Origin of the sequence: Stutzerimonas kunmingensis, assembly GCF_014764705.1 — a bacterium.
In the GTDB taxonomy this organism is placed as follows: Bacteria; Pseudomonadota; Gammaproteobacteria; order Pseudomonadales; family Pseudomonadaceae; genus Stutzerimonas.
Genome location: NZ_JACXXG010000001.1, coordinates 157,149 through 176,857, shown reverse-complemented (window position 1 = coordinate 176,857; position 19,709 = coordinate 157,149). Strand labels below are relative to the sequence as shown.

Here is a 19,709-nt window from a genome sequence, read left to right as displayed (position 1 = left end):
GCCCCGATGAAGATCAGCAGACAAGCCTACGCCGATATGTTCGGCCCCACCGTTGGCGACAAGGTGCGCCTGGCCGATACCGAGCTGTGGATCGAGGTCGAAAAGGACTTCACCACTTACGGCGAGGAAGTGAAGTTCGGCGGCGGCAAGGTTATCCGTGACGGCATGGGCCAGGGCCAGCTGTGCGCCGCGGATGTGGTCGACACCCTGATCACCAACGCGCTGATCCTCGACCACTGGGGCATCGTCAAGGCCGACGTCGGCCTCAAGGATGGCCGTATCGCCGCCATCGGCAAGGCCGGCAACCCGGACATCCAGCCGGACGTGACCATCGCCATCGGCGCCGCGACGGAAGTGATTGCCGGCGAGGGGATGATCCTCACCGCCGGCGGCATCGACTCGCACATCCACTTCATCTGCCCACAGCAGATCGAAGAGGCCTTGATGAGCGGCGTCACCACCATGATTGGCGGCGGCACCGGACCGGCCACCGGCACCAACGCCACCACGGTGACGCCCGGCCCCTGGCACATGGCGATGATGCTCAAAGCCGCTGACGCCTTCCCGATGAACATCGGCTTCACCGGCAAGGGCAACGCCTCGCTGCCCGAGCCGCTGATCGAGCAAGTCAAGGCCGGCGCCATCGGCCTCAAGCTGCACGAAGACTGGGGCACCACCCCGGCGGCCATCGACAACTGCCTGAACGTGGCGGATCAGTACGACGTGCAGGTGGCGATCCATACCGACACGCTCAACGAATCCGGCTTCGTCGAGACGACCCTCGGCGCATTCAAGGGCCGCACCATCCACACCTACCACACCGAGGGCGCCGGTGGCGGCCACGCGCCGGACATCATCAAGGCCTGCGGCTTCCCCAACGTGCTGCCGAGCTCGACCAACCCGACGCGGCCCTTCACGCGCAACACCATCGACGAGCACCTGGACATGCTCATGGTCTGCCACCACCTCGACCCGAGCATTGCCGAGGACGTGGCGTTCGCCGAAAGCCGGATTCGCCGCGAGACGATTGCTGCCGAAGACATCCTGCATGACCTGGGTGCCTTCTCGATGATCAGCTCCGACAGTCAGGCCATGGGCCGCGTCGGCGAGGTGATCACCCGCACCTGGCAGACCGCCGACAAGATGAAGAAGCAGCGCGGCGCCCTGCCCGGTGATGGCGCCGGCAACGACAACTTCCGCGCCAAGCGCTACATCGCCAAGTACACCATCAACCCGGCGATCACCCACGGCGTCAGCCATGAGGTGGGCTCGGTCGAAGTAGGCAAGTGGGCGGATCTGGTGCTCTGGCGCCCGGCCTTCTTCGGCGTAAAGCCGACGCTGATCCTCAAGGGAGGCGCCATTGCCGCCAGCCTGATGGGCGACGCCAACGCCTCGATCCCGACACCGCAACCGGTGCACTACCGACCGATGTTCGCCAGCTACGGCGGCTCGCTGCATGCGTCGAGTTTCACCTTCATCAGCCAGGCAGCCTTCGAGGCCGGCGTGCCTGAGCAGCTGGGCCTGAAGAAAAAGATCGGCGTGGTAAAGGGCTGCCGTTCGGTGCAGAAGAAGGATCTGATCCACAACGACTACACGCCGGATATTCAGGTAGACCCGCAGAACTATCAGGTGCGCGCGGATGGGCAGTTGCTCTGGTGCGAACCGGCCGAGGTGCTGCCGATGGCGCAGCGCTACTTTTTGTTCTGATCGACCTGTTCTGATCGGCAGCGCGCCGGGACGGGGGCCAATTGCCTTCCACCCAGCGCGCGTTTTGCCATCACCGCAAGGTCGATGCTCGCGCTGCACTTCGTCGGTTCGCGAGTGAATCAACCGTTCGATGGATTGGGAAAGTCGGGCATGGAATTACCGTCTGACAACCCAAGCGCAACGCTCTACCCAGGGATGCACGGATGCGCAGCGACCACCGGCTACCGTGGCTGGCGGGAGGCATTGCCGGTGTCGCGTTCGAGGGGAAAGCGGGCGATTTCGGGTAACCGCGTCAGCTGAAAAACCAGCGGCGTGATTGACTGAATCCTACGGAGAAACAATCGATGTTCAAAACCAACGCGCTTTTCGCTGCTGTACTCGCCGTCTCTGCCACCCAGGCTATTGCGGCCAGCAGTGAAGCGGTTATCGAACAAAACGGTGTTGACCAGATCGCCGATGTCTACCAGGAAGGCGTCGGCCAGGCTTCGTACATTTATCAGACCGGCGCTTCGCAGCAGAACAGCGCCACGACCACCCAGCTCGGCCAGGACAACTTTTCCGAGGTGACTCAGCAGGGTGCCTTGCACCAAGCCGATGTCATTCAAACCGGCGTCGAGGGCGAGGTGTTCATCAGCCAGTACGACCGGGACAACAGCACGATCGTCGAGCAGGCCGGCTTTGCCAACAGCGCCGACGTGACCCAGGACGGCGTGGGCAACGATGTGGTGCTGATCCAGGACGGCGCGTACAACAGCACCATTGCCGATCAGTTCGGGGAGGGCAACGAAGCGCTGATCTCCCAGAGCGGCCAGGAAGGCATCGTCGATCTCATCCAGACCGGCAACATGAACGTGGCCGATATCGATCAGGCCGGAATCGGCAACTCCGTCGATCTGGAGCAGCAGGGCGACGGCAACCTCGCGCTGGTCGATCAGTTCGGTGATTCCAGCCAGGCCGTGCTGCTGCAGACAGGCGCCGACAACTTCGCGACCGTGACCCAGGCAGGCTTTGCCGACTACGCCAGCGTCAGCCAGACCGGCAGCAACAACACCGCGATCGTTACCCAGCAGTAATCGCGTCCATCGGCCGATTCGGTCGGAAAGCCAGGCCCCACGCAGGCCTGGCTTTTTTATGTGCCATCGGAAAGCACCCTGCTGGTGCACTGCACGCACCTCAGGCTCTCGAGCGGCGCATCCACAGACAGGGCTTTGCACTCTACCCGCCTAAACTCGCCACCCTTTCTGTATACAAAAAATCCAGGCGAACTGTCTGGGAGCGCCTAGAATCCAGGGGTTGTCGACGTAGCGCGCTGCGCCACAGCCGGTCAATTCGCGAGCTCTGCCTTACGCGGAACAAGAACTGCATACAAAAAATCCACAGTCTTGCTCAGAGCGCCCTCCCATGAACCATGACGATTTCCAGATCAAGCAGATCGATCCCAGCCTGTACAACGCCGATCTCGCGCCACTTGCCCCGGCTGAGCGCAAATGGGGCTGGTTCGAGATCTTCAATGTGTGGTCCAACGACATCCAGAGCCTGTTCGGCTACACCCTCGCAGCCACGCTGTTCATCAGTTACGGCCTCAATGGCTGGGCGGTCCTGGCGGGCATCGTGCTGGCCGGTTTCATCGTCATGGGCCTGGTGCAGCTCACCGGCAAGCCCAGCGTGAAGTACGGCATTCCGTTCCCGGTGATGGCGCGGGCGAGCATGGGGGTACGCGGCGCGAATTTCCCGGCGATGGTACGCGGCATCGTCGCGATCTTCTGGTACGGCGTGCAGACCTATTTCGCCTCGACCGCGGTGGCCCTGCTGCTGCGGACACTGCTCGGCAGCGAGCCACAGGCCGCCACGCTGCTCGGCCTGACGGCCATCGACTGGGCCGCCTACGTGATCGTCTGCGTGTTCCAGGTGGCGCTGTTCGTCCGTGGCGTCGACTGGGTAACGCGCTTTCTCAACTGGGCCGGCCCGCTGGTCTACCTGGTGATGATCGTACTGATGATCGCCATCTGGTATCAGGCCGGCCCGAGCCTGCTCGGCGCCCTCGGCGACATCTTCAGCGGCAGCGGAGAGCACGCCGGCGGACCGATCGCCGCGTTCGCCGCGGTGGTCGGCACCATGGTCGCCTACTTCGCCGCCGTGGTGATCAACTACGGTGACTTCGCCCGTTTCGTGAAGAGCGAACGGCAGATGCGCATCGGCAACTTCCTCGGTCTGCCGGTGAGCCTGGCGATCTTCTCGCTGATCGCGCTGGTGATCACCGCCGGGACCGTGGTGGTGTTCGGCGAAACGCTGACCAACCCGACCGACATCGTCGCGCGCATCGACAACGTGACCCTGACAGTGGTGGCCGCCATCACCTTCTTTGCCGCCACGGTCGGCATCAACCTGGTCGCCAACTTCATCCCGCCGGCCTACGACATCGCCAACCTGGCGCCAGCCAAAATCAGCGCGCGTACCGGCGGTTTCATTACCGCGGCCATCGCCTTCTTTATCGGCGCGCTGTGGGTGGCCTTCATCAGCGAGGTGGGTATCGCCGCCTTCGTCGACACGCTGGGCGCGGTGCTGGCGCCGCTGTACGGCATCATCGTCGCCGACTATTACCTGGTTCGCCGCCAGCACCTGGACCTGCAGCAGCTGTTCTCCACCGAGCGCAGCGGGATCTACCACTTCAATGCCGGCTGGAACCGCAAGGCGATGATCGCCTTCGGCGTCAGCGCTGTGTTCTCCGTGGCCTCGGTGTGGGTGCCGGGCCTGGAGAGCCTGTCCGGCTTCGCGTGGCTGCTCGGCGCGCTGTTCGGCGGCGTGCTGCACTTCGGACTGATGCGTAACCAGTCGCCGCTCACCGGCGCGGCGCAACCCGCTCCGCTCGGCTGACCGCCGCCTGCAGAAGAGGTCGGCCATGTTAAAGTGGCCGGCCTTTTTTACGTCGCTCAGGGCCTGCAGATGGTGCCATCCATCCTCGACGACCTGCTCACCGTCCAGCGCATCAGCGCCGTCCCGGCCATCCTGCAGGTGGTCAGCGAAACCACCGGCCTGCGCTTCGCTGCGGTTGCCCGCGTCACCGAGACGAACTGGACCGCATGCGCCGTGCTCGATCGCATCGAGTTCGGCCTGAAGGTCGGTGGCGAGCTGGATATCACCACGACGCTGTGCAGCGAGATCCACGCCTCGCACCAGCCGATCATCATCAGCCAGGTCAGCGCCGACCCCGATTACTGCAACCATCACACGCCGCAGATGTATGGCTTCGAAAGCTATATCTCGGTGCCGGTGCTGCGCGCCGACGGTAGTTTCTTCGGCACGCTCTGTGCGCTCGATCCACTGCCACGCGACCTGTCCAGCCCGGCAACGCGGGCAATGTTCGAATCCTTCGCGCGCCTGCTGACCCTGCAGATCGAAGCCGAGGAGCAGCAGCAGGCCACCCGTGCAGCGTTGGCCGACGAGCGCATCACTGGCCACCAGCGCGAGCAGTTCATCGCCCTGCTCGGGCACGACCTGCGCACCCCGCTCGCCTCGATCCAGGCGGCCAGCGATCTGCTGGTCCGGCGCTCGACGGAACGCGGCACGCAGCAGCTCGCCGAGCATGTGCGCACGTCCAGCCAGCGCGCCTCGCGCATGGTCGATGATCTGATGGATTTCGCGCGCGGCCAGCTGGGCAATGGCATACCGCTGAACTGGACCGCCGCAGCCAACCTGCATCTCACGCTGATGCAGGTGGTCACCGAACTGCGCACCGCCCATCCACGCCGAGTCATTCTCGAACAGCTGCCAGAGCTGCCGGTGTTCGAATGCGACCCGGACCGGATCGCCCAGCTGCTGGCCAACCTGATCACCAACGCGCTGCACCATGGCGCCAGCACTGGTCCGGTGATCGTGAAGGCCGAGGTGATCGACGAGCACTTCCAGCTGGCGGTGCACAATCGCGGCACGCCAATCCCGGCGCAGCGGCTGGGACGACTGTTCCATGCCTATTCCCAGGAAGACGGCACCTCGCGCAACGGGCTTGGACTGGGGCTGTTCATCGTTGACCAGGTGGCCAAAGCCCATGGCGGCGGCATGCAGGTAACCTCCAGCGCCGAGGCCGGTACCATCTTCACCTTCCGCATGCCGCTGCAGCGCGCCTGATCAGCGCAGCTGGCTGTCCTTGCTGCCACGGCGGTTATAGCCGCTGAACCTGGCGTCTTCCTTGTCCTGCTCGGCCTGGCACTTGATGCACAGCCTGACGCCGGGTACCGCTAGACGCCGTGCTTCGGGAATGGCCGCGCCGCATTCCTCGCAATGCTTGAGGCTCTCGCCGCGGGCGAGCTTGCTGCGGGCACGCTGCACCGCGTCTTCGACTGTGCTGTCGATCTGCTCCTGGACGGCACCGTCACCTGCCCAACCTGTCGCCATTGCTCACCTCCCGCATCGGCTCGATGCTGTTCTGCTTTGGAGTCATTGCGCGGGCGGATGCTCACCCCAGGCGATACCGCCCATCGAATGACGCCGGGCAATCGACGGATGGCGCTGCACGAGCGGCACAGTCGCCTATCCTGCCCCGGTTCACGCCGACGGCTCAGCGCCTCGGGCATTTGCGAACCGGCAGGGCAGCCAGCATGAAGCGCATCTTACCGATCATAACCAGCCTGCTCCTGGCAGCGGGCTGCGCCAGCGAACCACAGGTGCTTGAGCGCGAACTGGGCACCTTCGACCTCAAGCTGAGCACCGAGCCCGCCCGCAGCATGGCTCAGGGGCTGGTGCAACCGAGCACCGGCAATGCATTCCATGGCGGACTCGATCTCACCCATGCCAGCGGGCTGTATGTCGGGCAGTGGTCCCCCAGCGTCGGGTTGGTCGACGGCAGGCAACTCGAGGTGAATTCCTATCTCGGCTATGCGCAGCAGAACGATCATGACCAACTCGGCTACGAGATCGGCCTGATGCGCTACAGCTTTCCGGAACTGCCCGAATGGGATCGTCACGAATACTACGGTGGCCTGACGCTGGGCGACCGGCGCCTCGGCGCGGCGCTGAACAGCGCCGCCGGGCGTACCGACAGCACGCTTTATCTGGACCTGGGCACGGTGACGCCTTTCGCCGTCGGCGTCCGCGTGAAGTACTCAAGCCACGCGCTGGCCGCACCGCATTATCTCGACGGTGGCGACAGCGTGGACCTGTTCAGCGACTGGTCGCTGGACCTCTCGCGGCCCTGGCTGGGCCTGCAGCTGAACCTGTCCTACAGCGACTCCAGCCTGAGCGGCCAGGCGTGCAGCGCCTACTCGGGACAGAACCCGCGCTGCGACGGCCTGCTGACCTTCCGCGCCGAGCGGCAGCTGTTCTGAGCGCGGCTATTCCTTGACCTGCATGTATTCCTCGGCCCAGACGACGTATTCATCGGCCGTGGAGTATTTTACCGACAGCTGCGAAGCGTTCAGGTCCAGCGCATCGACCTGGCGTTGCTCGCGCAGGCAGTCGTAGGTGGCCTTGATCGCCGCGAAGTAGGCCGCGTGGCCGTTGACCACGATGCGCACGCCGAGCGCCGCCAGCCGAGCGTTGTCGCGCAGGTTGGGGTTGCCGTAGGTGACCAGCATCAGCGGCTTGCTGAGCTGGCTGGCGATGCTTTCCAGATGGTCGAAGTCCTCGATGCCGACCAGACAGATGGCATCGGCGCCGGCCTTCTCGTAGGCCTGGGCGCGGGCGATGACTTCCTCGAAGCCGATCACCCCGGCATTCGTCCGGCCGATGATGGCCATTTCCGGGTCGACTCGCGCCTCCAGCGCCGCACGGATCTTGCCAACCGCCTCGAACATGCCGATGAGGTCGGTGGAGCGGCGACCGAATTTGGGCGGCAGCAGGGTGTCCTCGATGGTCAGCGCGGAAATCCCGGCGCGCTCCAGTTCGGAGACGGTGCGCATCACGTTCAGCGCGTTGCCGTAGCCATGGTCGGCGTCGGCCAGTACCGGCAGCTGAGCGACGCGGCAGATACGCGTGGCCTGCTCGACGAACTCGCTCAAGGTGATGAGGTTGAAGTCCGGCGCGGCGAGGACCTGCAGCGAGGCCACCGAGCCGCCGAGGATGCCCACTTCGAAACCGAGGTCGGCGGCGATGCGCGCGGACATCGGGTCGAACACCGAGGCGGTGTGGAAGCAGCGGTCGGCGTTGAGCAGCTCGCGAAAGTTGCGGCGCAGGTCGTGATGAGAGAGTCGCGGCATATAGGCTCCATGGGTGCACGCAAGGGTCGATTCGCCCTGTCTTTTCATTTCAGTGTTGTTGAGAAGCTGCCTGGTCGGCCGAATGGCACATTTTCGCTGTTTATCCCTCGGCCGGCCCCTGGCAGCGCTGCACATAGGCCATGCACAGGCCGCTGGCGATGATCACCGCCATACCGATCAGCGCCCCGGCATCCGGCGCGTGATCGAAGGCGACATAGCCGACGACCCCGGCGAACACGATCTGCCCGTAGGTAAACGGCGCCAGGGTCGCCGCGCTGGCGAAGCGGAAGGCATTGGTCAGCAGCAGGTGGCCGAGCATCGCCATGCCGCCGAGCGCGCCCATCAGCAGCGCGTCGTGCAGCGTTGGCGTCCGCCAGTTGAAGACCACCAATACGCTCAGGGTCACGCAGCCGACCAAGCTGGTCAGGTAGTTGCTGGTCACCGGATGGTCGGTACCGGCCAGGCGCCGGGTCACCAGCTGATACACGGTGAACGACAGGGCCGCGCCGAAGGGCAACAGCACCGCCGGCGTGAACAGCGCCGAACCGGGGCGCACGATGATCACCACCCCGAGCAGACCGAAGCCCACGGCCAGCCACTGACTGCGGCTGACCCGCTCGCCCAGCAGCGCCGAGGCGATGGTCACCAGCACCGGTGTCAGAAAGATCACCGCGGTGGCCTCGGCCAGCGGGATGAAATGCAGGCCGTTGATGAACAGCAGGCTCACGCTGACCAGGCTCAACCCGCGCAGCAACTGTGGCCACGGGCGCAGGGTGCGAAACACGCGCTGGCCCATGCGCGGCACGAACAGCGCGGTCATCAGCACCGTCTGCGCGACGTAACGGGCCCAGATGACCAGGAACACCGGGTAGATTTCCGAGAGGTGTTTGGCCAGCCCGTCATGACTGGCCAGCAACAGGCCCGACAGCAATATCAGCAGAACGCCGTAGAGCGGGTGATGGTGATCGTTCAACGCAGGCCTCAGCCACTTGTTAGCAGACTAACCATTATGCCTGTCATCTTGTCGCACCGCTGCACCAATCAGCTGAAACCATTCAGCCCAACCAGGACGGTGGCGTCACTGCCCTGTCCGTTCCACTGCGTGCGCTGACTGAGCCCGGACGCGCCGCCCGGCGGCAAGCGGAACGCCGGCATTTCGCGTATGATCGCCGGCTTTTTGCCGAGCCGCGCGGCGTTTCGCGGCGTTCGAGTGTAGCCGTGATGTACCAGTTGAGAGCGATGCAGGAGCGCGATATCCCTGCCGTCCTGGCGATCCAGGAACAATCCTATGCCGCCGAGGTTCTGGAAGACGAGGCGGTGATCCGCTCACGTCTGGCGACATTTCCGCAGTTGGCGTGGGTGGCCGAGGATGACGAGGGTGTGTGCGCCTATCTGTTCGCCTACCACTCGCGACTGGGTAAGGTGACGCCGCTGGACGGGGAGTTCTGCACCGACGGCGAAGCCGATTGCCTTTACCTGCATGACCTGGCCGTGGCCGGACGGGCCGCCGGCCGCGGCATCGGCCCGGCACTGGTGCGGCACAACCTGCAACAGGCTGGTGCCGCACAGCTGCGTTATTCGGCACTGGTGTCGGTGCAGGACTCCACCGGTTTCTGGTCGCGTCTGGGCTACGAAGCCCACGACGAACTCGACCCGCCGCAGGCCGGCAATCTGGCCAGCTACCAGATCCCTGCCGTGTACATGGTGCGCGACCTGCACCAGTAAGGCGCACGCACCTTACCCGACCCCGACAGGCGCACTATGACGGTGCGCTCAAAGCCCCATTATCAGGCACGCATGCCCGAAAGGCGCCGCGATCAGGATATATGGGGCCGGTTGGCAAGCCACTTGCTCTTGTTCCGGGAACGATCCGACCGGAACTCTGCACATGCTGGTGATTCGCCAACGCATCGACGCCCGCCCCGAGTGGCAGGCCGAACTCGAACTGACCTACGACGCGCGCAGCAAGAGTCGCCTGCGCTGCTTCAGTACCAGCGGCGAGGATGTAGGCCTGTTTCTCGAACGCGGCCAGCCGCCGCTGCACGATGGCGAATGCCTGCTCGCCGGTGATGGCCGTGTCGTGCGCGTGCGTGCTCGGCCCGAGCAACTGCTGCACGTCACCTGCACCAGCGCTTTCGAACTGACCCGCGCGGCGTATCACCTGGGCAACCGCCATGTCGCCCTGCAGGTCGGCGATGGCTGGCTGCGGCTGCTCGACGACTACGTTCTCAAGGACATGCTGTTGCAGCTGGGCGCCGGCGTCGAACACATCGAAGCCCCCTTCCAGCCGGAGCATGGCGCCTATGGTGGCGGCCACCATCATTCCCACGCAGGCGAGGCGGAGTTCAGCTACGCGCCGCGCCTGCACCAGTTCGGCGTACGGACGTGAACGCGACGGCCGCTCCCGGCTCGGCCTGGGCGCTGCTCCGGCTGGCCAGCCCGCAGCTGCCGATCGGCGGCTACAGCTATTCCCAGGGTCTGGAAATGGCGGTTGAAAACGGCTGGGTGAACGACTCCGACAGCGCTCGGCGTTGGCTGGAGGATCAACTGCTGCTCAACCTCGCGCGCTTCGAGGCGCCGCTGCTGCTCGCGCATTGCGAAGCGGCGGCACAGGACGACTGGCCGCGTCTGTTGCTTCTGGCCGCCGAGCACCGCGCCAGCCGCGAAACCCGCGAACTTCAGCTGGAAAGCCGGCAGATGGGCTATTCCCTGACGCAGCTGCTCGACGGCCTGCCGGAACTCGATCAACAGGCACGCGACTGCTTTGCCTCTGCCGGAGAACCGGGCCTGGCCATGGCTTGGGCGCTCGCGGCCCGCGCCTGGCAGATCACGCCCGCCGATGCTCTCGCCGCCTGGTTGTGGGGCTGGCTGGAAAACCAGCTGGCGGTGCTGATGAAGACCCTGCCGCTGGGGCAGCAGGCGGCGCAGCGGTTGACCTCGCAGCTGGTGCCGGTCCTGAGCCAGGCGCAGCGAGACGCCAGCGAGCTGCCGGAAGCGGCCTGGGGCAGCGCGCCGTTCGGGTTGGTGCTGACCAGCATGGCGCATGAGCGGCAGTACAGTCGGTTGTTTAGGTCATGAGAGGTGTTGGCACGTGGGTGCTGGCGGCACCTTTTGCGGCGCGCAGCTCGACAGCGCCAACGGCGGATGGCTTAGGTTTCGCCCTGCTGGGCGAGTTCTTTTTGGCAATCGCCCGGATGGCCGGCCCCCCAAAAGGAACCAAAAAGTCTTGCCCCTGCATCCGGGTCTCGCTGCGCTCGACTTCCCTCGTTCCATCGCTGCTCCGAGGGTCGCCGCGCAAGGGCCATCCATGGCCCTTCACGGCTCTCGCGGCACGATCACCACACTCAGCCAACGAATCCCATCCCTGCCCCAATCGGCAGCAGCACGCCCTTCGCATCAACCCCAAGGCAGTCACACCGCCTTCCAGAGGAGAACACCCATGAACACCCAACCCCTGCGCGTCGGCATTGGCGGGCCGGTCGGTTCCGGCAAGACCGCCCTGACCCTCGCCCTGTGCCAGGCCCTGCGCGACCGCTACAACCTCGCCGTGGTGACCAACGACATTTACACCCAGGAAGACGCCCAGTTCCTCGTGCGTAACGAGGCCCTGGCGCCGGAGCGGATCATCGGTGTGGAGACTGGCGGCTGCCCGCACACGGCGATCCGCGAGGACGCCTCGATCAACCTCGAAGCCGTGGAGCAGCTCAACCGGCGCTTTCCCGGCCTGGACCTGATCATCGTCGAGTCCGGCGGCGACAACCTCTCGGCGACTTTCAGCCCGGAGCTGTCGGACCTGACCATCTACGTGATCGATGTGTCCGCTGGCGACAAGCTGCCGCGCAAGGGCGGCCCGGGCATCTGCAAGTCCGACCTGCTGGTGATCAACAAGATCGACCTCGCACCCATGGTCGGCGCCTCGCTGGAGGTGATGGATCGCGACGCCCGCAAGATGCGCGGCGAGCGCCCGTTCGTCTTCAGCAACCAGAAGGTCGGCCAGGGTCTCGAGGAAATCATCTCCTTTATCGAAAAACAGGGAATGCTCAGCGCCGCCTGACGTCCGACCGCTCATCCCAAGGAGTCTTTATGAACCTGCGCAAACCACTGCTCGCCACCCTCCTGCTGCTCAGCCCGGCACTGGCCTTGGCTCACCCCGGGCATGACCATGCCGGCGTGATGTCCGGTATCGCCCACCCTATCTTCGGCCTCGACCACCTGCTGGCGATGGTTGCCGTCGGACTGTGGGCCGCCCAACAGACTGGCAAGGCGCGCTGGGCGCTGCCGCTGACCTTCGTAGCCACCATGCTGCTCGGCGGCCTGGCCGGTTTCGCCGGAATCGAAATGCCGCTGATGGAAACCGGTATTGCCGGCTCGGTTCTGGCCCTCGGCCTGCTGGTAGCCCTGGCAATTCGCCCGCCGCTGGTCGTCGCCGCAGCGCTGACCGCGCTGTTCGCCGCCAGCCATGGCGTCGCCCACGGACTGGAACTGCCGGAGCTGTCCAGCCCATGGGGTTACGCCGTCGGCTTTGTGGCGGCCACCGCTGCGCTGCATGCCCTGGGCTACGGGCTGGTGCGCGGCCTGCCGCAGGCCGCAGCGCCGCTGGTTCGCATCGCGGGGGCCGTATCGGCGGTTACCGGCGCCTGGCTGCTGGTCGCCTGATAGGTGACAGGCATGCCCACAATAACCCTCGCTTATAACCCAGTCCCATCCTGAATCACCGGGAACCCTCGGCGACAGCACAAACCAAAGCTAGTGGACGCGTTCTACGGTGCGGCCTTTAAAGCGCACCGCAGAACGGGCTACCCACTGACAAGGGAGCGATGCTGTTGACCACCTACTCTACGCACGGCTTTGCCTACTGGGCCCTGAAGGCATTTGCCATCGTCCTCGCACTCTATGGCCTGGCGCTGGCGGCGGGCGGCCTCTGGCTGGTGACGCTGGGAGGCTCCTGGTATTACCTGCCCGCCGGTATCGGCATGCTGGTCTCCGGCATTCTGCTGTTATTCATGCGCATTCAAGGCGTGTGGCTCTACTGGCTGGTATTCGTGGCCACGCTGGTTTGGGCACTTTGGGAAGTGGGCCTCGAGCCCTGGCCCCTGGTACCCCGTCTGGTCGCGCCCGCGGTCATCGCGCTGCTTACATTGCTGTTCATCCCCACGGTTCGCCGCCACTCGAATTGAGGTAGACCTATGCGCCTCTGGATCGCGCTCGCCGCGCTGACATTAAGCCTGCCCGACATTCACCACGCCCAGGCTCAGAACAGCCCGACCACCGAACGGGCGACAGCGGCCTCCCCCGCGCCTTCGGACTGGACGTCGTACGGCCGCGACAACGCAGCCACCCGCTATTCGCCGCTCAGGCAAATCACGCGCGACAATGTCGACCAGCTCGAGCCCGCCTGGGTGTACCAGACCGGCGACATGCCGCCACCGGAAGTGGACGACAAGTGGGCCCCGGAAAACACCCCGCTGAAAGTCGGCAACTCGCTGTACCTGTGCAGCGCCATGAATATCCTGATCGGGCTCGATGCCGGAAGTGGTCGCGAACGCTGGCGCTTCGATCCACAGGTGCCGATCGATCACATCCCCTATTCAGCAGCCTGTCGGGGCGTCAGCTATTACGAGGTGCCCGATCCAGAGCCGGCCCAGGCCTGCGCGCGGCGCGTCATCGAGGGCACGCTCGATGCGCGGCTGATCGCCGTCGATGCAGACACCGGCCAGCCGTGCGAGGACTTCGGCAACTCCGGGCAGGTCAATCTGCTCGAAGGGATGGGCGATTCGCCCCCCGGCTACGTCGCGGTGACCTCGGCACCGACCATCGTGCGTAACGTGGTCGTGGTCGGCCACCAGGTGCTCGACGGGCAAAAGGAGGATGCGCCATCCGGGGTGATCCGCGGCTACGATGCCGAAACCGGCGAGCTCGCCTGGGCATGGGACATGGGGCGTCCGGGCGAGACGGGCATGCCGGCCGAGGGCGAGCAGTACACGCGCGGCACGCCCAATGCCTGGACGACCTTTTCGGCCGACGACGAGCTCGGCCTGGTCTACGTGCCCATGGGCAATTCGGCTGTGGATTACTTCAGCGGCAACAGAGAAGACTACGAGCACCCCTACTCCACCGCCCTGGTCGCGCTCGACATCACCAGCGGCGAAGTCGCCTGGGTTTTCCAGACGGTGCACAACGATGTCTGGGACTATGACCTGGGCTCGCAGGGCACGCTTGCCGACTTTCCCATGGGAGAGGGCCAGAGCGTCCCGGCTGTCATTCTGCCGACCAAACAGGGCGATATCTTCGTGCTTGACCGGCGCACCGGCGAGCCGCTCACCGAGGTGCAGGAGCGCCCGGTGCCGGCCAGCAAGCTGCCCGACGAACAGCTGTCGCCGACTCAGCCCTTCTCGGTCGGCATGCCGACACTCGCCAAGCCCAAGCTCACCGAACGCGACGCCTGGGGCTTTTCACCCCTGGATCAGCTCTGGTGCCGGATTCAATTCCTGCAGTCCGACTACGAGGGGATGTACACCCCGCCGAGCGTCGAGCGGCCCTTCATCCAATACCCCGGCTACAACGGCGGCAACGACTGGGGCGGTGGTTCGCTGGACCCCGAGCGCGGCATCTTTGTCGCCAACTACACCGACTTGCCGATGCGTGATCAGCTCATCCGTCGCGAAGAGGCTGATGAGAAAGGCATGGTGCCGCTGGGCGAGCCGGGTGGGACGACCGATTCCGGCGGGCCGGTGCCCCAGGCAGGCTCTCCTTACGCCATCTCGATCAAGCCATGGCGCAACGGCCTGACCGGTATCCCCTGCACCCGGCCACCCTACGGCGGAATCATGGCCATCGACCTGGCCACCCGTGAGGTACTGTGGGACAAGCCACTGGGCACCGCCCGCAACAATGGCCCCTTCGGCATCCCCTCGCGCCTGCCCTTCACCATCGGCACGCCCAACAATGGCGGCTCGGTGATCACCGCCGGTGGGCTGATCTTTATTGCCGCCACTACGGACGACCTCATTCGCGCCATCGATATCGATACCGGCGAAGTGGTCTGGCAGGACGTGCTGCCCGCTGGCGGCCAGGCGACGCCGATGACCTACGAGGTCAACGGACGCCAGTACCTGGCCATCTTTGCCGGCGGTCACCATTTCATGGAGACCAAGATCGGCGATTACCTGGTGGTCTACAGCTTGCCCACCCCGGGGGACTCCAGCTCCACCGAAACGCTGGAGGAGTGACTAGCGAAATGGCGGCTCGTCGAAGCTGCGCAGCTTGCGCGAGTGCAGCGAGTTGAGCTGGTTGCGCAGCAGTTCGAGTGCGGTGATACCGATCTTCAGGTGCTGGGTAACGGCCCGCTCGTAGAACGCGTTGGCCGAGCCGGGCAGCTTGATCTCGCTGTGCAGCGGCTTGTCCGATACGCACAGCAGTGTCCCGTAGGGCACCCGCAGGCGGTAGCCCTGGGCGGCGATGGTGCCGCTCTCCATGTCCACCGCCACGGCGCGCGACAGGTTGATCAGCGGCCGTTCCTGCGCCCAGCGCAGTTCCCAGTTGCGGTCGTCGTAAGTCAGCACAGTGCCGGTACGCAGGCGCTTCTTCAACGCTTCGCCCTGCTCGCCAGTGACCGTGGCCGCAGCGTCCTGCAGCGCCTGCTGTACTTCGGCCAGTGCTGGCAGCGGAATGTGCGGCGGCAGTACGCGGTCGAGAATGCCGTCGCGGCGCATGTAGGCGTGCGCCAGCACGTAGTCGCCGATGGACTGCGACTGCCGTAGCCCGCCGCAGTGTCCGATCATCAGCCAGCAATGCGGACGCAGAACGGCCAGGTGATCGGTGATGTTCTTCGCGTTGGACGGGCCGACGCCGATGTTGACCAGGGTGATGCCGTGGCCGTCCTCGGCGATCAGGTGATAGGCCGGCATCTGGTAGCGGTGCCACATCACGCCACCGATGATCGCCTGCGCCTCGCCCTCTTCCATGCCGCGCTCGATAACCACGTTGCCCGGCAGCACCATGCGCACGAAGCGGGTTTCGTCGCGCAGCATGTCCAGGCCGTGGCGGATGAACTGGTCGACGTAGCGGTGGTAGTTGGTCAGCAGAATCCATGGCTGCACGTGGCGCCAGTCACTGCCGGTGTAGTGCACCAGTCGACGCAGCGAGAAATCCACGCGCGCGCCGTCGAACAGTGCCAGCGGATAGGGATCGGCGTGCTCCCAGTCGTAGAGCCCGTCGGCGATATCGTCGGTAGCGGCGGACAGGTCAGTGCTGGGGAATACCCGCGCCAGCTCGGCGGCGGTCACGCCGGTGCCGGCCAGCTCGTCGCCCTGCTCGATGACGTACGGATAAGGGATGTTGCGGTCGCTCATGCCGACCTCAACGGTGACGTTGAAGTCCTGGATCAGCGGTTTCAGCTGATCGAGCAGATAGGCGCGGAACGCCGCCGGATGGGTCACAGTGACGCTGTACACGCCGGGTGCCTGGACCTTGGCGTAGGCACGGGTCGAGGCCGGCACTTCGCCGTGGCACTCGTAGGTCAGGCGCAGCTGCGGGTAGCGGAACAGGTTGCGCTCCGCGGCGCTGGGCTCGGTGCGGCTGGTGACGTAGCGCTTGAGCGCCTGGTTGAGCGCCGCTGTGGCCTGCGCGTGCAGCTCGGCCAGCTTGTCGACCGCCTCCTCAGCGCAGGTGGCGACGGTGAAGGTTCTGGATTCGTTGGAAGTCATGGCTCATCCTGGCTTAACACACGGGCCTATCTTGGCTGCATTTGGTGACGGATGTATACGCAGCCGAGCGGCTGGAGCCGCATCCGAGACGCCGGCGCGCTGGAAATGTGCGCCGTCATCGGCGAAAAAAAAATCCGACGCCAGAGCCTGACGTCGGATTCGGGCACCGCTTCGAGCCCGCCGCCGATGCATTGCTGCATCAGCCGCACAGGCTCCTACCGATTACTTGTCCAGCAGCATGGTGCCGTTCTTGGCGAAGTTGGCATGCCAGGAGAAGGCTTTTTCCAGCACGTGCGGGGTGTGGCCGCCACGCTGCTTCGCCTCTTCGAGGTAGGCGAGCGCTTGGGCCCTGTAATCCGGGTGCATGCAGTTGTTGATGATTCGCGCCGCCGCCTCGACAGGCGCCAGCCCGCGCAGATCGGCATAGCCCTGCTCGGTGATGATCACGTCGACGTCGTGGTTGGTGTGATCCACATGCGTGACGAACGGCACGATGGAGGAAATCTTGCCGTCCTTCGCCGTCGAAGTCGTCACGAAGATGCTGATACGTGCGTTACGGGCGAAGTCACCCGAGCCGCCGATGCCATTCATCATGTGGGTGCCGTTGACGTGCGTGGAGTTCACGTTGCCGTAGATGTCGGCTTCCAGCGCAGTGTTGAAGGAGATGATCCCCAGCCGGCGGATCACTTCCGGATGATTGGAGATCTCCTGCGGACGGAACACCACCTTGCCGGCGTACTTCGCGAGGTCCGAGGCCAGGTTGTCCACGCGCTTCTTCGACAGGGAGAAGGCGGTGGCGGCGGCGAACTTCACCACTCCGGCGTCGATCAGGTCGAAAACGCCGTCCTGCAGCACTTCGGAAGCGACGGTCAGGTCCTTGAACTCGGAAGTCTTCATGCCGGCCAGCACCGCGTTGGCCACCGAGCCCACACCGGACTGCAGCGGAGCCAGGCTGTTGGTCAGACGTCCCAGCTTCACTTCCTCACGAAGGAAGTCCAGCAGGTTGTCGGCGATCTTCTGGGTTTCGGCGTTCGGCTCGAACAGCGGGGAAGGAATGTCCGGCTCGCTGGACAGCACGATACCGCGCACCTTGGCTGGATCGACCGGGATACCGATCGAGCCGATGCGCTTGCTGACGTTGTAGACCGGGATGTCCTTGCGCGAATCCTCGCCGGCCGGGCCGGGGATGTAGATGTCGTGCATGCCTTCGTACTCGCGCGGAGCAGAGGTGTTCAGCTCGATGATCACGTGCTTGGCGTTCTGCACGAAGATCGGCGAGTTACCGACCGAACCGGTCGGGATGATCTGGCCATCCTCGGTGATGGCCGCCGCCTCGATGATGGCGTAGTCGACCTGCGGCAGGACGCCTTGACGAAGCAGTTCCGCGGTATGGGACAGGTGCTGGTCGATGTAGAGCACCTCGCCAGCGTTGATTTTCTTGCGCTGCACCGGGTTGCCCTGATACGGAATGCGCTTGTTGATGATGCCGGCTTCGGCCATCGACTGGTCGGCTGCCGGGCCCATGGACGCGCCGGTGAACAGGTTGACCTTGAATTTCTCGCGCTGGCCGCGTTCGGACAGTGCCTTCGGAAACACCTTCGGCTCCCCGAACAGGGTGAAGCCGCTCATGCCCAGCGTCATGCCGTCCTCGATCCACGACGCGGCCTCTTCTGCCGAGACGACCTTGTCGAGAAACGCTGCGTTGCGGATGTACTTGTTTAGATCGGTTGCCATGAACTCACCTCAGAAACTCATCGAATGCTCGTCCGTGAAGGCTCTGCAAAGAAATTCGCCAGGCCTGACGAGGCAGGGAGACGGCCACTTGATGTCCGGAGACAAAGCGCCCATGTCTTTTGCCGCTCAATATCGGAACCTCAAAAAATCATGCGGCACTTGCAACCCCGTAACGTAGTCGCTCGCCCCATTCTAGGAGCACCAGCTCGTTTGGCTGTTATACAAAGGTACTAGCAGGCCGCCGCACAGGAGAGGTCATAGCCGGTATCGACGCCCAACACAACCGCGACCGGCCGGCGGCGAGGCGCTCGCACGCCGCACTTCACGCGGTTAAACCGGGCCACCAAGGCTGTCGCCGCGCTCAAAGTGCCGCCTGAACGCTGTCAAACCCTGTAACGAACCGGGCACCGCCGTCACTTCCCCGCTCTGGTCTTCGCCACCATACTCGCGCCCGCCCGACTGTATTCAACGGTAGCCCCACGGTCGCGGGCAGGGCGATGATCGAAACGGACAGGTAGGCATCATGCAGGCAACACCCGTGGAAACGAGCACTCGTCGTCGACTGCAACAGGTCATCGAGCAGCCAGCCGTTCAGCGCAGCATTCTGCTGCTGATCGTGATCAACGCGGCCATCCTCGGCATGCAGACCTCGCCGGCACTGGTGGCCAGCTGGGGCGAGCTGCTCAGAGTGCTCGACATGTTGATCCTCGGCGTATTCGTGGTGGAAATCGCAGCGCGCATCTACGTTCATCGCGCGGCGTTTTTCCGTGATCCCTGGCGCCTGTTCGATTTCACCGTGGTGGCCATCGCGCTGGTGCCCGCCAGCGGCCCGTTCAGCGTTCTGCGCGCCCTGCGCGTACTGCGGGTGATGCGCATGGTCACCATGGTGCCGTCGATGCGTCGTGTGGTCGGCGCGCTGCTGTCGGCCATTCCCGGCCTGGGCTCGATTGCCATGGTGCTGGCGCTGGTCTTCTACGTTTCCGCGGTGATCGCCACCGGGCTGTTCGGCGCCGACTTCCCCGAGTGGTTCGGCAACCTCGGCCGTTCGGTGTACACGCTATTCCAGGTGATGACGCTGGAAAGCTGGTCGATGGGCATCGTGCGCCCGCTGATGGACGTATTCCCCTACGCCTGGGTGTTCTTCATCCCGTTCATCCTGATTGCCACCTTCACCATGCTCAACCTGTTCATCGCCATCATCGTCAACGCGATGCAGACGGTTACCGATGCGGAGCACGAAGCCACCCAGGCGAGCATCGAGGCGGCGCGCGAGCACATCGAGGCCGACCTGCATGAAGAGGTCCGCGCTCTGCGTGGGGAAATCGCCGAGCTCAAGGACCTGCTACGCGGGCAGGCGCGCCGCTAGGCGACG

18 protein-coding genes are annotated in these 19,709 nt (G+C 64.7%); 13 read left to right on the top strand and 5 right to left on the bottom strand.

What is annotated here, in order from left to right:
- Positions 1-6: 6 nt before the first annotated feature.
- The 4 genes from ureC (at position 7) to IEG05_RS00840 (ending at position 5,832) form a co-directional block, all read left to right on the top strand.
- Entirely contained in the window at positions 7-1,707 is a 1,701-nt protein-coding gene (gene ureC, locus IEG05_RS00855; protein ID WP_014818995.1) for an urease subunit alpha, read from the top strand.
- Between the two features lie 344 nt (positions 1,708-2,051).
- Positions 2,052-2,780 carry a hypothetical protein gene (locus IEG05_RS00850; RefSeq protein ID WP_191121485.1) on the top strand — a complete coding sequence of 243 codons (729 nt, stop codon included), beginning with the start codon at positions 2,052-2,054 and terminating at the stop codon, positions 2,778-2,780.
- 328 nt (positions 2,781-3,108) lie between these two features.
- Positions 3,109-4,581: an NCS1 family nucleobase:cation symporter-1 gene (locus IEG05_RS00845; protein WP_191121484.1), complete on the top strand. Its 1,473-nt coding sequence runs from the start codon at positions 3,109-3,111 to the stop codon at positions 4,579-4,581.
- A gap of 69 nt (positions 4,582-4,650) precedes the next feature.
- Positions 4,651-5,832: a GAF domain-containing sensor histidine kinase gene (locus tag IEG05_RS00840; RefSeq protein WP_191121554.1), complete on the top strand. Its 1,182-nt coding sequence runs from the start codon at positions 4,651-4,653 to the stop codon at positions 5,830-5,832.
- On the opposite strand, the gene IEG05_RS00835 is transcribed toward IEG05_RS00840, so the two are convergent.
- Positions 5,833-6,099 (bottom strand): DksA/TraR family C4-type zinc finger protein, encoded by a 267-nt coding sequence (locus IEG05_RS00835; protein ID WP_102838738.1) that lies wholly within the window; start codon positions 6,097-6,099, stop codon positions 5,833-5,835.
- Between the two features lie 203 nt (positions 6,100-6,302).
- Here IEG05_RS00835 and IEG05_RS00830 point away from each other — a divergent pair, with 203 nt between their 5' ends.
- Positions 6,303-7,028 carry a TorF family putative porin gene (locus tag IEG05_RS00830; RefSeq protein ID WP_191121483.1) on the top strand — a complete coding sequence of 242 codons (726 nt, stop codon included), beginning with the start codon at positions 6,303-6,305 and terminating at the stop codon, positions 7,026-7,028.
- A gap of 6 nt (positions 7,029-7,034) precedes the next feature.
- On the opposite strand, the gene IEG05_RS00825 is transcribed toward IEG05_RS00830, so the two are convergent.
- The gene (locus tag IEG05_RS00825) at positions 7,035-7,898 is read right to left on the bottom strand and encodes an isocitrate lyase/PEP mutase family protein (RefSeq protein WP_003301755.1); all 864 of its coding nucleotides are present in this window, start codon (positions 7,896-7,898) and stop codon (positions 7,035-7,037) included.
- A 100-nt stretch (positions 7,899-7,998) separates the two neighbouring features.
- On the bottom strand, positions 7,999-8,871 hold the full coding sequence (locus tag IEG05_RS00820; RefSeq protein WP_191121482.1) for a DMT family transporter: 873 nt from the start codon (positions 8,869-8,871) through the stop codon (positions 7,999-8,001).
- Between the two features lie 266 nt (positions 8,872-9,137).
- Here IEG05_RS00820 and IEG05_RS00815 point away from each other — a divergent pair, with 266 nt between their 5' ends.
- From IEG05_RS00815 to IEG05_RS00785, 7 genes are all read left to right on the top strand, one after another.
- Positions 9,138-9,623 carry a GNAT family N-acetyltransferase gene (locus tag IEG05_RS00815; RefSeq protein WP_102832162.1) on the top strand — a complete coding sequence of 162 codons (486 nt, stop codon included), beginning with the start codon at positions 9,138-9,140 and terminating at the stop codon, positions 9,621-9,623.
- A gap of 163 nt (positions 9,624-9,786) precedes the next feature.
- Complete coding sequence (gene ureE / locus IEG05_RS00810; RefSeq protein ID WP_023444947.1) at positions 9,787-10,287, top strand: urease accessory protein UreE; 501 nt, start codon at positions 9,787-9,789, stop codon at positions 10,285-10,287.
- Positions 10,284-10,976, top strand: coding sequence for an urease accessory protein UreF (locus tag IEG05_RS00805; RefSeq protein WP_191121481.1), 693 nt, complete (start codon positions 10,284-10,286; stop codon positions 10,974-10,976). The genes ureE and IEG05_RS00805 overlap by 4 nt, the downstream gene beginning before the upstream one ends.
- A 361-nt stretch (positions 10,977-11,337) precedes the next feature.
- Positions 11,338-11,952: an urease accessory protein UreG gene (gene ureG, locus IEG05_RS00800; RefSeq protein ID WP_003283012.1), complete on the top strand. Its 615-nt coding sequence runs from the start codon at positions 11,338-11,340 to the stop codon at positions 11,950-11,952.
- Positions 11,953-11,981: 29 nt separating this feature from the next.
- Positions 11,982-12,554, top strand: coding sequence for a HupE/UreJ family protein (locus tag IEG05_RS00795; protein WP_003283010.1), 573 nt, complete (start codon positions 11,982-11,984; stop codon positions 12,552-12,554).
- Between the two features lie 161 nt (positions 12,555-12,715).
- Complete coding sequence (locus IEG05_RS00790) at positions 12,716-13,075, top strand: hypothetical protein (RefSeq protein ID WP_003283009.1); 360 nt, start codon at positions 12,716-12,718, stop codon at positions 13,073-13,075.
- A 9-nt stretch (positions 13,076-13,084) separates the two neighbouring features.
- A complete protein-coding gene (locus tag IEG05_RS00785; RefSeq protein ID WP_003283008.1) occupies positions 13,085-15,127 on the top strand; it encodes a pyrroloquinoline quinone-dependent dehydrogenase in 2,043 nt (680 codons plus the stop codon).
- Here the strand turns inward: IEG05_RS00785 and amn are convergent, their stop codons facing one another.
- Both amn and IEG05_RS00775 read right to left on the bottom strand, forming a co-directional pair.
- On the bottom strand, positions 15,128-16,603 hold the full coding sequence (gene amn / locus IEG05_RS00780; RefSeq protein ID WP_191121480.1) for an AMP nucleosidase: 1,476 nt from the start codon (positions 16,601-16,603) through the stop codon (positions 15,128-15,130).
- Positions 16,604-16,825: 222 nt separating this feature from the next.
- Positions 16,826-18,337, bottom strand: coding sequence for a succinate CoA transferase (locus IEG05_RS00775; RefSeq protein ID WP_023444942.1), 1,512 nt, complete (start codon positions 18,335-18,337; stop codon positions 16,826-16,828).
- Positions 18,338-18,860: 523 nt separating this feature from the next.
- Between IEG05_RS00775 and IEG05_RS00770 the strand changes: the two genes are divergently transcribed.
- On the top strand, positions 18,861-19,703 hold the full coding sequence (locus IEG05_RS00770) for an ion transporter (RefSeq protein ID WP_191121479.1): 843 nt from the start codon (positions 18,861-18,863) through the stop codon (positions 19,701-19,703).
- Positions 19,704-19,709 lie beyond the last annotated feature (6 nt).

Bases quoted from the DNA above. Each gene is read 5' to 3' on its own strand.
- amn (WP_191121480.1), bottom strand. From the start codon at position 16,603: ATGACTTCCAACGAATCCAGAACCTTCACCGTCGCCACCTGCGCTGAG.
- IEG05_RS00790 (WP_003283009.1), top strand. From the start codon at position 12,716: ATGCTGTTGACCACCTACTCTACGCACGGCTTTGCCTACTGGGCCCTG.
- IEG05_RS00845 (WP_191121484.1), top strand. From the start codon at position 3,109: ATGAACCATGACGATTTCCAGATCAAGCAGATCGATCCCAGCCTGTAC.
- ureG (WP_003283012.1), top strand. From the start codon at position 11,338: ATGAACACCCAACCCCTGCGCGTCGGCATTGGCGGGCCGGTCGGTTCC.
- IEG05_RS00850 (WP_191121485.1), top strand. From the start codon at position 2,052: ATGTTCAAAACCAACGCGCTTTTCGCTGCTGTACTCGCCGTCTCTGCC.
- ureE (WP_023444947.1), top strand. From the start codon at position 9,787: ATGCTGGTGATTCGCCAACGCATCGACGCCCGCCCCGAGTGGCAGGCC.
- IEG05_RS00825 (WP_003301755.1), bottom strand. From the start codon at position 7,898: ATGCCGCGACTCTCTCATCACGACCTGCGCCGCAACTTTCGCGAGCTG.
- IEG05_RS00815 (WP_102832162.1), top strand. From the start codon at position 9,138: ATGCAGGAGCGCGATATCCCTGCCGTCCTGGCGATCCAGGAACAATCC.
- ureC (WP_014818995.1), top strand. From the start codon at position 7: ATGAAGATCAGCAGACAAGCCTACGCCGATATGTTCGGCCCCACCGTT.
- IEG05_RS00795 (WP_003283010.1), top strand. From the start codon at position 11,982: ATGAACCTGCGCAAACCACTGCTCGCCACCCTCCTGCTGCTCAGCCCG.
- IEG05_RS00835 (WP_102838738.1), bottom strand. From the start codon at position 6,099: ATGGCGACAGGTTGGGCAGGTGACGGTGCCGTCCAGGAGCAGATCGAC.
- IEG05_RS00785 (WP_003283008.1), top strand. From the start codon at position 13,085: ATGCGCCTCTGGATCGCGCTCGCCGCGCTGACATTAAGCCTGCCCGAC.
- IEG05_RS00840 (WP_191121554.1), top strand. From the start codon at position 4,651: ATGGTGCCATCCATCCTCGACGACCTGCTCACCGTCCAGCGCATCAGC.
- IEG05_RS00775 (WP_023444942.1), bottom strand. From the start codon at position 18,337: ATGGCAACCGATCTAAACAAGTACATCCGCAACGCAGCGTTTCTCGAC.
- IEG05_RS00830 (WP_191121483.1), top strand. From the start codon at position 6,303: ATGAAGCGCATCTTACCGATCATAACCAGCCTGCTCCTGGCAGCGGGC.
- IEG05_RS00770 (WP_191121479.1), top strand. From the start codon at position 18,861: ATGCAGGCAACACCCGTGGAAACGAGCACTCGTCGTCGACTGCAACAG.